Source organism: Pseudomonas sp. NFPP02 (assembly GCF_900119355.1).
GTDB classification, from domain to species: domain Bacteria; phylum Pseudomonadota; class Gammaproteobacteria; order Pseudomonadales; family Pseudomonadaceae; genus Aquipseudomonas; species Aquipseudomonas paracarnis.
Genome location: NZ_FPJI01000011.1, coordinates 86,689 through 99,431, shown reverse-complemented (window position 1 = coordinate 99,431; position 12,743 = coordinate 86,689). Strand labels below are relative to the sequence as shown.

Here is a 12,743-nt window from a genome sequence, read left to right as displayed (position 1 = left end):
ATAGAATCCGCAACGCGCCGCTTAGCCGGCGCGTTTTTTTTGCATCCGGTTCACCCCTTACGAGGGTAGCCACCTGGAGAGAACACCCATGACTCAACCGATTGTCGTGGCGGCACTGTACAAGTTCGTCACCCTCGAAGATTACGTCGCCCTGCGCGAGCCCCTGTTGCAGGCGATGGTCGATAACGGCATCAAAGGCACCTTGCTGATCGCCGAAGAAGGCATCAACGGCACCGTTTCCGGCAGCCGCGAAGGCATTGACGGGCTGATGGCCTGGCTGAAAAAAGACCCGCGCATGGTCGACATCGACCACAAGGAATCCTACTGCGATGACCAGCCGTTCTATCGCACCAAGGTCAAGCTCAAGAAAGAGATCGTGACCCTGGGCGTTGAAGGCGTCGACCCGAACAAAAAAGTCGGTACCTATGTCGACCCGCAGGATTGGAATGCGTTGATCAGCGACCCGGAAGTGCTGTTGATCGACACCCGTAACGACTACGAAGTGTCCATCGGCACCTTTGAAGGCGCAATCGACCCGAAAACTACCAGTTTTCGCGAATTTCCCGACTACATCAAAGCCAACTTCGACCCGGCCAAGCACAAGAAGGTCGCCATGTTCTGCACTGGCGGCATTCGCTGTGAGAAGGCCTCGAGCTACATGCTCAGCGAAGGCTTCGATGAGGTCTACCACCTCAAGGGCGGTATCCTGAAGTACCTCGAAGAGGTGCCCCAGGAAGAAACCAAATGGCAGGGCGACTGCTTTGTGTTCGACAATCGCGTGACCGTGCGCCACGACTTGAGCGAAGGCGACTACGATCAATGTCATGCCTGCCGCACACCCGTGAGCGTAGAAGACCGCGCCTCCGAGCATTACGTGGCGGGCATCAGTTGCCCCCATTGCTGGGATAAGCTGCCGGAGAAGACCCGTCGCAGTGCAATCGACCGCCAGAAGCAGATCGAACTGGCCAAGGCCCGCAACATGCCGCACCCGATTGGTTACAACTACAAGCAAACCCCTTCCGAGGCCTGAGCCATGTCTGCGCGCCTGCTCTATGTAATGGACCCGATGTGTTCCTGGTGCTGGGGCTTTGCCCCGGTGGCACAAGCGCTGGTGGAGCAGGCCCAGGCGGCCGGCGTGGACGTGCACCTGGTGGTGGGCGGCTTGCGCACCGGCAGCGGCGCGGCGCTGGAGCCGACTACCCGGCGCTACATCCTTGAACACTGGCAGGCCGTCACCGACGCCACCGGCCAGCCGTTCAAGCGTGACGGCGCGCTGCCCGACGGTTTTGTCTACGACACGGAGCCGGCGTGCCGCGCTATCGTCACCGCACGCAGCCTGGCGCCAGATTGCGCCTGGAAGCTGCTGGGGCTGATCCAGCATGCGTTCTATGTCGAAGGACGGGACGTGACCCTCGCCCATGTATTGGTTGAGCTGGCCGAGCAGGCCGGCATTCCACGTATCGAGTTTGCCGGAGAGTTCGACCGTGCCGAGCAGCACGCGGCCACGGCGGCCGATTTCACTTGGGTGCAAGACCTGGGCATTGCCGGGTTCCCGACCCTGCTGGCCGAGCGCAACGGCCAGTTGGCCTTGCTGACCAATGGTTACCAGCCGCTGTCCGAGCTGTCGCCGTTACTGGGTCGATGGCTGGAGCGAGCTGCCTGTGTATGAACAGCCTCCACGCACCGACCGCCTGACCTGGGCAGAAATTCGCCGCCTGGCCCTGCGCCACAAGAAATCCCTGTGGGTCGCCAACGGTGTCGCCGTGCTCGCCACCCTGTGCAGCGTGCCTATCCCGCTGTTATTGCCGTTGCTGGTGGACGAAGTGCTGCTGGGCCATGGCGATGCCGCCCTCAAGGTGATGAACCACGCGCTGCCCCTGGGTTGGCAAAAAGCCGCTGGCTATATCGGCCTGATGCTCTTGGTCACCCTGGCCCTGCGCTGCGGCGCGCTGGTGTTCAACGTGGTGCAGGCGCGGCTGTTTGCGCGCTTGGCCAAGGACATCGTGTACCGCATCCGCGTGCGGCTGATCGAGCGTCTCAAGCGTATCTCTCTGGGTGAGTACGAAAGCCTGGGCAGCGGTACGGTCACCACTCATCTGGTGACCGACCTGGACACCCTGGACAAATTCGTGGGTGAAACCCTCAGTCGCTTCCTGGTGGCGATGCTGACCCTGGTCGGCACCTCGGCGATCCTGGTGTGGATGCATTGGCAACTGGCGTTGTTGATCCTGTTGTTCAATCCGTTGGTGATCTACGCCACGGTGCAATTGGGCAAGCGCGTCAAGCACCTCAAGAAGCTGGAAAACGACAGTACTTCACGCTTTACCCAGGCGCTGACTGAAACCCTCGATGCCATCCAGGAAGTACGTGCCGGCAACCGCCAAGGCTTTTTCCTCGGGCGGCTGGGCCAGCGTGCTCAGGAAGTGCGTGACTACGCCATTCATTCCCAGTGGAAAACCGACGCGTCGAGCCGCGCCAGTGGCTTGCTGTTCCAGTTCGGTATCGACATCTTCCGCGCCGCGGCCATGCTCACCGTGCTGTTTTCCGACCTGTCCATCGGCCAGATGCTCGCGGTGTTCAGTTACCTGTGGTTCATGATTGGCCCGGTGGAACAACTGCTGAACCTGCAATACGCCTATTACGCGGCGGGCGGCGCGCTGTCGCGCATCAACGAGCTGCTGGCGCGTGCCGATGAGCCGCAATACCCAGGCGGCGCAGACCCGTTCAGCGGGCGCGAGACGGTCGGCATCGAAGTGCGTGGTCTCGACTTTGGCTACGGCGAAGACCTGGTACTCAACCAGTTGAACCTGGCCATCGCACCGGGTGAAAAGGTGGCAATTGTCGGCGCCAGCGGCGGCGGTAAAAGCACCCTGGTGCAACTGTTGCTGGGGCTCTACACACCGCAGTCCGGCAGCATTCGTTTTGGTGCTGCCACCCAGCAGGAGATCGGCCTGGAGACCATCCGCGAAAACGTCGCGGTGGTGCTGCAACACCCGGCGCTGTTCAACGATACCGTGCGCGCCAACCTGACCATGGGCCGCACCCGCACCGATCAAGCCTGCTGGCAGGCGCTGGAAATCGCCCAACTGGATGCTACTGTCAAGGCATTGCCCTTGGGCCTGGACAGCGTGGTCGGGCGTTCGGGCGTGCGCTTTTCCGGTGGCCAGCGGCAACGCCTGGCGATTGCCCGCATGGTGCTCGCCGAGCCTAAAGTGGTGATTCTGGACGAGGCCACGTCTGCATTGGATGCGGCGACCGAATACAACCTGCACCAGGCACTGGCGCGGTTTCTCAGCGGGCGTACTACACTGATCATCGCCCACCGGCTGTCTGCGGTGAAGCAGGCTGACCGAGTGTTGGTGTTCGATGGCGGGCACATCGCCGAGGATGGCGACCATCAGCAGTTGATTGCCGATGGTGGGTTGTACGCCAAACTGTACGGACACTTGCAACAAGTACGTTGATTTAGCTTAGGCTGTGCTATCGGGAGCGGATTTTCGCGTGCGTATTAAGCTGTGCATGTGTAAGGGACTTCATGAAGCAAAAGCGGACTCTCGGAACGCCACGCCTGTTGGGTATTGTCTGGCCCTTCATCGCCGTCGTGTTGTTCCAGGCATTGTTAGGCTGCGTCAGTCTCTACGTGCTTTCGGCAGTGCGGGGCTATGTGGCGGGCGAAAGCCTGTGGTCCAAGGGCCAGAAGGATGCCATCTACTACCTCACCCTCTACGCCGATAACCGCAACGACGCCACCTACCTCAAATACCAGCAGGCCATTGCCGTGCCCCAGGGTGGGCATGAATTGCGCATTGCCCTGGACCGTCCCAATCCAGACATGGAGGCCGCGCGCCTGGGTATCCTCAAGGGCGGCAACCATCCGGACGACGTTTCCAGCCTGATCTGGCTGTACCTCAACTTCCGCCATTTCAGCTACCTGGAAAAAGCCATTGAGCTGTGGACGGTGGGCGACGGCTATCTGCTGCAGTTGGATGAGTTGGCCCAGGAGATGCACGGCGCCATTACCTCCGGCTACGTCAGCAGTGACGATGTCCATAGTTGGAAGGCGCGCATCACGGCCATCAATGAAGGGGTGACGCCCGCCGCCAAGGCCTTCAGCGATGCCCTGGGCGAAGGTTCGCGGATGATCCTGCGCCTGTTGTTGATCACCAACCTAGCGACGGCCTTGGGCCTGATCGTGTTGGCGCTGCTGCGCACCCACAAGCTGCTGGCCCAGCGTCATGCCTTTGCCGATGCGCTGCAAGCGGAGAAGGAGCGGGCGCAGATTACATTGGAGTCGATTGGCGATGGGGTGATTACCACCGATGTCGACGGGGCCATTGCCTATATGAACCCTGCCGCTGAAGCCTTGACCCACTGGCGCTCGGAGCAGGCCCAGGGCCTGCCGCTGGCGGCGTTGTTCAAGCTTTTGAATGAAAACGCCGAGCCCGACGGATTCACCCTGATTGAGCACATCGTCAAGGGCCAGTTCAGCGGCGGCAGCGAGCATTCCAAGCTGATCCAGCGCCTGGACGGCAGCACGGTCTCGGTCACCCTGGTGGGCGCGCCGATCCGCAGCGCCGGCAAGATCAGCGGTGCGGTCCTGGTGCTGCACGACATGACCCAGGAACGCCAGTACATCGCCAATCTTTCCTGGCAGGCCACCCATGACGCCTTGACCGGCCTGGCCAACCGTCGCGAGTTCGAGTTCCGCCTTGAACAGGTGCTGCAACAGGTCGCGCGCCAGCAAAGTGGGCGACATGCCTTGATGTTCCTCGACCTCGACCAGTTCAAGCTGGTCAATGACACCTGTGGGCACGCGGCAGGCGATGAATTGTTGCGTCACATCTGCGCGCTGTTGCAATCAGACTTGCGCGAAGGCGATACCCTGGCTCGGTTGGGCGGCGACGAGTTTGGCATCCTGCTGGAAAACTGCCCGGCGCCGGTGGCGGAAAAAATCGCCGAGAGCCTGCGCCATACCGTGCAAAGCTTGCACTTCGTGTGGAAGGGGCGGCCCTTCATGACCACTGTCAGCATCGGCCTGGTGCATATCTCGCAAACCCCGACCACCCTGGAAACCTCCCTGCGCGCCGCCGACATGGCGTGCTACATGGCCAAGGAAAAGGGGCGCAACCGGGTGCAGGTCTACCACGTCGACGACTCCGAGTTGTCTCTGCGGTTTGGCGAGATGGCCTGGGTACAGCGGCTGCATATCGCCCTTGAAGAAGATCGCTTTTGCCTCTACGCCCAGGAAATCGCGCCGTTGGGCCCTACCGACGCCGGCAATGGGCACATCGAAATTCTCCTGCGCCTGCATGACGAAGCGGGGCGGATCATTTTACCCAACAGTTTTATTCCGGCGGCCGAGCGTTACGGTTTGATGACGTCCCTGGACCGTTGGGTAGTGGAAAACGTATTCAAGATTATCGCCCGCTGCATGCATGAGCGTCCGGGCCGCCCCATGGCCATGTGTGCGATTAATCTGTCAGGCATCACCATTGGCGATGATGACTTTTTGGGTTTTTTACGTCAGAAATTCGATAGTTACAACATTCCACCGGAAATGATTTGTTTTGAAATAACTGAAACGAGCGCTATAGCCAATTTGGGCAGTGCGATTCGATTTATTAATGAACTCAAAGCGTTAGGGTGCCATTTTTCCCTGGATGACTTTTGCGCCGGAATGTCCTCATTCGCATATTTGAAACATTTACCTGTAGACTTCCTGAAGATCGATGGAAGTTTCGTAAAGGATATGCTGGACGACCCGATTAACCGCGCCATGGTCGAGGTGATCAACCACATCGGCCACGTCATGGGTAAGCGCACGATTGCCGAGTTTGTTGAAACACCCCAGATCGAACAGGCTTTACTTGAGATAGGTGTGGATTACGCTCAGGGCTACCTGATTGAACGCCCGCAATTGTTTACCTTTGATAGCCTGCAGTGCCGACCTGAGCGGCCGCAGCCTCTGTTATTCAAGGCGCCCGGCACTTTCCGCTGAAACATTTGCTGGTCTGTACAATCACACTTGAAAAGGAGCCCCACAGTGATCGACACATTCAACAGAACCGGCCCGCTTATGGAAGCCTCGAGTTACCCCGCCTGGGCGCAGCAACTGATCCAGGACTGTAGCGAGAGCAAGCGTCGGGTTGTCGAGCACGAACTGTACCAGCGCATGCGCGACAACGCCCTCAGCGCCAAGACCATGCGCCACTACCTGATTGGTGGTTGGCCGGTGGTGGAACAGTTTGCCTTGTACATGGCGCAGAACCTGACCAAGACCAAGTTTGCCCGCCATCCTGGGGAGGATATGGCGCGCCGTTGGCTGATGCGCAACATTCGCGTGGAGCTCAACCATGCCGACTATTGGGTCAATTGGGCGCGGGCTCACGGCGTCAGCCTTGAAGAACTCCAAGCGCAGGAGGTGCCGCCCGAGTTGCACGCCCTGAGTCATTGGTGCTGGCACACCAGCTCGGCGGATGCGTTGATCGTCGCGATTGCCGCCACCAACTACGCGATCGAGGGGGCGACGGGGGAGTGGTCCGCCGTGGTCTGCTCTACCGGTGTGTATGCTGCCGCCTTCCCTGAGGAAGATCGCAAGCGGGCGATGAAGTGGCTGAAGATGCACGCCCAATACGACGATGCCCACCCTTGGGAAGCCCTGGAAATCATCTGCACACTGGCCGGGACCAACCCCAGCAAGGCCTTGCAGGAAGAGTTGCGCCAGGCGGTGTGCAAGAGCTACGACTACATGCACTTGTTCCTGGAAAGCTGCATGCGTCTAGAGAATGCGGAAAAAGACAAGGCGCCAGCCGTTCGCGAGCGCCCTGTGCGCATCGCCAGCGAGGCGTGATGTAACGGTTCGGATGGTATTTGTGGCGAGGGAGCTTGCTCCCGTTGGACTGCGTAGCAGGCTCATTCTTTTTAAATAAAGAACGGTGCCGCTTCGCGCCCCAGCGAGAGCAAGCTCCCTCGCCACAACTGGCCTTATCCCGCCATCGCCAAGCGGTTGCGACCTTCGCGTTTGGCTACATACAACGCATTGTCGGCCCGGCGCAGCAGGCTTTCAGCCGACTCCGCCGCCAGCAGCGTAGAACAACCGAGGCTCACGGTCAGTTCGATTCGCGTGCCCTCTACCCAGTAGTCCTGGGCTTGCGCCGCCTGGCGCAGGCGTTCTCCCACCATTTTCGCGGCATCGCGACCGGTGTTGGAGAGCAGGATCAAAAACTCTTCCCCGCCAAACCGAAACACCATGTCCACGTTGCGCAGCTGGCGTTTGATCGCCCCGGCTACGGCGCGCAGTACGCTGTCGCCCGCAGCATGCCCATGGGTGTCGTTGATTTTCTTGAAGTGGTCGATGTCCAGCATCAACAACGACAGCGGGTGCAAATGCCGGCGTGCCATGTCGATTTCTCGCTGCAGCGTCTGGTCCATGGCCACACGGTTGCCGGTTTCGGTCAACGGGTCACGCAGGGCGCTGCGGGTGGCGGCGCGGTAGAGCAGGGCGTTGCGCATCGGATAAAGCAAGGTCACCAGCAGGAGTTCGAGTTGGCTCAGTTCTTCTTCAAGCAACCGCTGGTTGCGACGAAAGACCAGTTCCCCCAGGTGTTCGCCTTCATGGCTCAGGGTGTAGCTGACGGAGTGATGACCCCGGTGGCCAAACTCCAGGCGCAGGTCGCTGGCGGCGTGACGGTATTGCAACGCGTCCAGCGGAACCAGGCGCTGAACCTCACGAAAGAACAGGCCCAGGATGCGCTCCGGCTCCAGGCTGGTCTGCAACTGCTGGTTCAGTTGCTGGCGAAGTTCGGCAAGGGTGGCGGGGCGGCGTGGGCGTAAGGATGGCTGGCCAAATCCCAGGCGTTGCAATTTGGCACTGTCAAAGTCAATTGCGTTGGTCTGGGTGGGGGTTTTCATAAGCGCGTGGCCTCTAAGCACTGGGCTGTCTTACAGGCGGGATGAGGGTGGCGAGTGCCAAGCGTCTTACTGATCCTTCAGTTCCGTAAAACATTGGAAACAGTTTAAACCGCTTTTCATTGGGTTATAACCCCATGGCCCTGCCGCACGTCTTGTCATCGCCGAACCTGCTTGAACAGTACTAGAGCGAGATTCATGCCAAGTGTATTTAGTTGGCAAAAATCCTTATAAATCAATTAACTAATTTTTAAGTAAGAAAAGTCCGTTAAAGCATGGCGCCAGTTATTTGGCTGGTTTGGGCCAGCGTTACCGCCGGCCCGGTTGACGTAACTGTTTCGGTGGGGCGAGTTGCTTGTCGCAAATAAACAACGCTTCGGTTATTCGTGAACAAAGTACACCGCACCCATCACCACTAGACCAGGGTGGTACGGTCGATTTGCGCGATGGAGGTGACCCCGGTCAGGGTCATGGCCACGCGCATTTCCTTGGCGAAGATGTCCAGCAGATTCTCTACCCCATGCTGGCCCTCGGCGGCCAGCGCGTAGGCGGTGGCGCGCCCCAGCAGGCACGCCTTGGCGCCCAGGGCGAGCATGCGCACCACGTCGAGCCCGGAGCGAATGCCGGAGTCCACCAGCACGGTCAAGTCATCGCCCACCGCTTCGGCAATCGGCGGCAACGCCTTGGCCGTGGACAGCACCCCGTCGAGCTGGCGGCCGCCATGGTTGGAGACCACGATGCCGTCGGCACCGAAACTCACCGCGTCCTTGGCATCCTGAGGGTCGAGGATGCCCTTGATGATCATCGGCCCTTTCCAGAACTCGCGGATCCACTCCAGGTCTTTCCAACTGATGGATGGGTCGAAGTTGTTGGCCAGCCAACCAATGTAGTCCTCCAGGTGGGTGGGTTTGCCCAGGTATTTGGAAATATTGCCCAGGTCGTGAGGGCGGCCCATCAAGCCCACGTCGAAGGCCCACTGCGGCTTGGTCACCGCCTGCAACATGCGTCGCTGCGCTGCGTAGGGGCCAGACATGCCCGAGTGCGCATCGCGGTAGCGTGCGCCGGGTGTGGGCATATCCACCGTGAACACCAGGGTGGTCACGCCAGCTGCCTGCGCCCGCTCCAGAGCGTTGCGCATGAAGCCGCGATCCTTGAGCACATACAGCTGGAACCAGATCGACTGCGGGCTTTGCGAGGCCACCTCCTCAATCGAACACACCGACACTGTCGACAGGCAGAAGGGGATGTGTTTGTTGGCCGCCGCCTTGGCTGCTTGCACTTCACCGCGTCGCGCATACATGCCGGTCAGGCCGACCGGGCTAAGGATCACTGGCATCGCCAGTTCGGTACCGAACAGCTGGGTGGTGAGGCTCAGGTCGTCGACATTGCGCAGGATGCGTTGGCGCAGGCTTATCTCGGCCAGGTCCGAACTGTTGGCGCGCAGTGTGTGCTCGGCGTAGGCACCGCCGTCGATGTAATCGAACAGAAAGCGCGGCAACTTGCGCTTGGCCGCAGCGCGGTAATCGGAAGCGGACGAGATGATCATCGACGGTGTCTCCACAGGGCAAAGTGCTACACCCTAAGCAAAGTTATGCCATGATGAAAACAACTTTTATCACTGCCATCCAGTCGTTATAGGAATACTGATGAACCTACGAACATTGCGTGCGTTTGTCGAAGTGGTGCGCCAGGGCGGGTTCTCCCAGGCGGCCGAAGTGGTTGCCCTGACTCAGTCCACCGTCAGCAAAGCGGTCAAGACCCTTGAGGGCGAATTAGGCATGCCGCTGCTCAATCGCCTCGGCCACAAGAACGAACTCACCGCCGCCGGCGAAATTGCCTACCGCCGCGCCTTGGTAATGCTCGCCGAACGCACCGACCTGATGGCTGAAATCAACGACCTGCGCGGCCTCCAGCGCGGCGTGCTGCGCATCGGCCTGCCGCCGGTAGGGTGCGGAGTCTTGTTTGCGGCGATGTTCGCCACTTACCGCAGCCGTTACCCGGGCATCGACATCGAACTGACGGAGTACGGCAGTAAAAGGCTGCGCGAATGCCTGGAAGCAGGGGAGGTGGACCTTGCCGCCTTGCTGCTGCCGGTTGATGAAGGTTTTGACTACCAACCGGTGCGCAACGAGCCATTGATCGCCGTATTGCCCATGGGTCACCCACTGGCCCAGCGCGAGCGCATCGACTTCACCGACCTGGCCGACTCACCCTTCATCCTGTTCGAGGCCGGCTTTGCCCTCAATGCCAAGATCCTCAGCGCCTGTGAACGCAAAGGCGTGACCCCCAAAGTCACCGCCCGCAGCGGGCAAATAGACTTTATCGTCGACCTGGTCACCGCAGGGCTGGGCGTTGCCTTCCTGCCTAGGATGCTGGCGCACAAACACCAACATCCCGGCATCGCCTTGATCCCCCTGGACGAGCCTCATACCGATTGGCACATCGCCCTGGCCTGGCGCGCGAGCGCCCACTTGCCGCCGGCGGCAAGGGCCTGGCTGGATTTGGCCAAGGAACCGCCGTATTCAAGCGAGCAGGGGGACGATTTGCGGAAAATTTCTGAGGACGCTTGACTTCTTCTTTTTAATCAGTAACATACGGCGCATTCCGCGATAGCTCAGTTGGTAGAGCAAATGACTGTTAATCATTGGGTCCCTGGTTCGAGTCCAGGTCGTGGAGCCAGATAGAGAAAAGCCTGCAGAGATGCAGGCTTTTTTTTGCTTGGGATTTGACCCAGCAAACCAAACGCTTAGCGCGGTTCCCATGATGCCATCTCTAATCCTTCGATTCAGAGGTAAGGCCAATGAAAGTCGCTGCAGTCGTTTCAACCAAAGGCGGGCCGGGGAAAACCGCGGTTGGCGCCAATCTAGGCGCGTTCTGCGCCGACGCGTGTCATTGGACCTTACTGATCGATCTCGATCCCAGCCGTCACTGTCCTTGTTCTATACGCTAATGCGTGAGGCGCCGGGCGGGACCTACCAACTGATCGTTAATAATGAAATGCCTCCGCGGAGCGCTTTCTTCTGTCGGTAATGAGGTGAAGCGCCGAGCCAGGCATTTGATAAAATTGCTAGCGAATGTGGCCGCGGAAGTATCAACGGCCTTTAATAATTCACTATTATGAAAAACTATGATCAGTGCATAGGTGTAGACGCTAACTCAAAACCACCATTGATAACGAACTGAACACCCATACAAACCAGTAGAAAACCAACGACTCGGGAAATTGCATCGATTCCTGACTCACCAAGCACTTTCATGATTCGCCCCGAACATCTTAAAGCTATCCAGAAAATAAGCGCAGTAATGATGAATACGGTTGCGGCTGCAAGGTGAATGACGAGTGGTAGGTTCTGGTAGGTCGACTGCAGGGTAGAGGCGGAGCTGATAAGCAACGCTATCGTGCCGGGGCCTGCTGCACCAGGAAGAGCTAAAGGTACGAATGACAGATCGCGGAAATGTGGGGTTGCTTTCTCTTTCTCTGAAAGGAAATCTTTCTGAACCTCCGTTTCGTCAGGTGTCGTTGCTGGAAAAAGCATGGCGAAACCGATGTAGGTAACGATCAGACCTCCCGCTATCCTCAAGCCGGGAACAGATATTCCGAATAACTGCATTACCAGGCTGCCCCCGTAGAAGCTGACAAACATAATCAGAGCTACATACAAGCTTGCCTTCAGGATTTGCCGGTTACGCTCTATTGTAGGCAGCTTTCCTCCAAGACCTAGTAAAAGGGAGATGCTAGTTAGAGGATTGGCCATAGGAAGCAGGGCTAATAGTCCAATAAGAACATGATGAAAGTAATTACCCATAGTGTTTTTACTCGGTTATGCAACGAATAGGAGGCTATAAGATTATTAAGGTCGTACGTCATCTGCCCTAACGAACCGATATCAAGTCAGGACTCAATCAGGAAAGTATTTTTTTGCCTCTTCCGTGGTGTAGCGCAGAAAGATCTGCACCGCCTGCGGAATCAAGCGCCGTGAAAGTAGAAAAGCATACAGCGACATGTTCTGGAGGGTATAGCCAGGTAAAACACGTACCAGTTTGCCGCTCTCTACGGCGTCATTGGCGCTGGGCAAATTGAACTGCGCGATGCCAAGTCCGCGCAGAGTAAGATCCATGCGCGCATCGTTCGGTGTGGCAAGCAGGATAGCTTGCACCGGCGTCAGGTGTTTATGTCCTTGGGGGTCGATCAGCTCCCACTCGGGTTCTCCCTGACGCCCAAGACAGGGCCATTGCAGGAGATCTTCCGGTACATGGGGAGGTTTCCTGCCGGCCAGTAACAGGGGAGAAGCGAATAACCCTTGTGGCATTGAACAGATTGGCCGAGCAACCAGCGACTTGTTAATCACTTCGGCGCGGCGATGACTGAAGTAGACATCCACTGGCTCTTCAATGGGGTTTGGCACGCGTGTGCTGGCCTCCACTTCAAAATGAATTTCGTGCTGTTCTTCCAGCATTCGAGCGATAGCCGGGTTGATAAACCAGTGCACAACCTCGGGCGATCCGACGACCCGGATGCGTCCTCTAATTTTTCCATCATCCGACTTGATCGCGCTTTCAACCTCCTGAAGGCCTTCGAACAAGGGCGCGATTTCGCTATAGAGCCGCTCGCCCGGGTCCGTCAATCGCATAGAGGGCATCCGATTGAACAAGCGCAGACCCAGGTGCTCCTCCAGCCGGGTCACGGCGCGACTGATGCTTGAAGTGTTCTGCCCAAGCCGTTCAGCCGCACGGCTGAAGTTCAATGTTTCCGCGGCAACGAGGAAGGTGTGGTATTCGCTCCACATGGCGTTGCTTTTATGCAATGTATAGTTGCTCCATATGGCATGGCTAAA

General features: G+C 58.5%; 10 protein-coding genes, 1 tRNA gene and 1 pseudogene. 8 read left to right on the top strand and 4 right to left on the bottom strand.

The genetic code is table 11. The features are described from left to right. Positions 1-88 precede the first annotated feature (88 nt). The 5 genes from BT204_RS19565 to BT204_RS19545 all read left to right on the top strand — a co-directional run bounded on the left by BT204_RS19565 (position 89) and on the right by BT204_RS19545 (position 6,850). Positions 89-1,030 (top strand): oxygen-dependent tRNA uridine(34) hydroxylase TrhO, encoded by a 942-nt coding sequence (locus tag BT204_RS19565; protein ID WP_014719256.1) that lies wholly within the window; start codon positions 89-91, stop codon positions 1,028-1,030. Positions 1,031-1,066: 36 nt separating this feature from the next. After that, a complete protein-coding gene (locus BT204_RS19560; RefSeq protein WP_175550978.1) occupies positions 1,067-1,669 on the top strand; it encodes a DsbA family protein in 603 nt (200 codons plus the stop codon). After that, positions 1,662-3,464, top strand: coding sequence for an ABC transporter ATP-binding protein (locus BT204_RS19555; protein ID WP_072447997.1), 1,803 nt, complete (start codon positions 1,662-1,664; stop codon positions 3,462-3,464). Before BT204_RS19560 ends, BT204_RS19555 begins: the two co-directional genes overlap by 8 nt. 71 nt (positions 3,465-3,535) lie before the next feature. Next, positions 3,536-5,998 (top strand): EAL domain-containing protein, encoded by a 2,463-nt coding sequence (locus tag BT204_RS19550; protein WP_072447995.1) that lies wholly within the window; start codon positions 3,536-3,538, stop codon positions 5,996-5,998. A 45-nt stretch (positions 5,999-6,043) separates the two neighbouring features. Then, entirely contained in the window at positions 6,044-6,850 is an 807-nt protein-coding gene (locus tag BT204_RS19545) for an iron-containing redox enzyme family protein (RefSeq protein ID WP_034126163.1), read from the top strand. Positions 6,851-6,984: 134 nt separating this feature from the next. Here BT204_RS19545 and BT204_RS19540 read toward each other — a convergent pair whose 3' ends face one another. Continuing rightward, entirely contained in the window at positions 6,985-7,911 is a 927-nt protein-coding gene (locus tag BT204_RS19540; RefSeq protein ID WP_054896309.1) for a GGDEF domain-containing protein, read from the bottom strand. A gap of 412 nt (positions 7,912-8,323) precedes the next feature. Then, on the bottom strand, positions 8,324-9,454 hold the full coding sequence (lldD, locus tag BT204_RS19535; protein WP_003192725.1) for an FMN-dependent L-lactate dehydrogenase LldD: 1,131 nt from the start codon (positions 9,452-9,454) through the stop codon (positions 8,324-8,326). Positions 9,455-9,554: 100 nt separating this feature from the next. On the opposite strand from lldD, the gene BT204_RS19530 reads away from it, so the two are divergent. The 3 genes and pseudogenes from BT204_RS19530 to BT204_RS19520 form a co-directional block, all read left to right on the top strand. Beyond that, positions 9,555-10,478 (top strand): LysR family transcriptional regulator, encoded by a 924-nt coding sequence (locus BT204_RS19530; protein ID WP_057977033.1) that lies wholly within the window; start codon positions 9,555-9,557, stop codon positions 10,476-10,478. A 33-nt stretch (positions 10,479-10,511) separates the two neighbouring features. Then, a tRNA-Asn gene (locus BT204_RS19525) sits at positions 10,512-10,587 on the top strand. Positions 10,588-10,708: 121 nt separating this feature from the next. Continuing rightward, positions 10,709-10,893, top strand: a pseudogene (locus tag BT204_RS19520) (ParA family protein); the annotation flags it as partial. A gap of 146 nt (positions 10,894-11,039) precedes the next feature. Here BT204_RS19520 and BT204_RS19515 read toward each other — a convergent pair. Further along, on the bottom strand, positions 11,040-11,714 hold the full coding sequence (locus tag BT204_RS19515; protein WP_072447993.1) for a MarC family NAAT transporter: 675 nt from the start codon (positions 11,712-11,714) through the stop codon (positions 11,040-11,042). A 93-nt stretch (positions 11,715-11,807) separates the two neighbouring features. Then, the gene (locus tag BT204_RS19510; protein WP_072447991.1) at positions 11,808-12,713 is read right to left on the bottom strand and encodes a LysR family transcriptional regulator; all 906 of its coding nucleotides are present in this window, start codon (positions 12,711-12,713) and stop codon (positions 11,808-11,810) included. Positions 12,714-12,743: the final 30 nt, after the last annotated feature.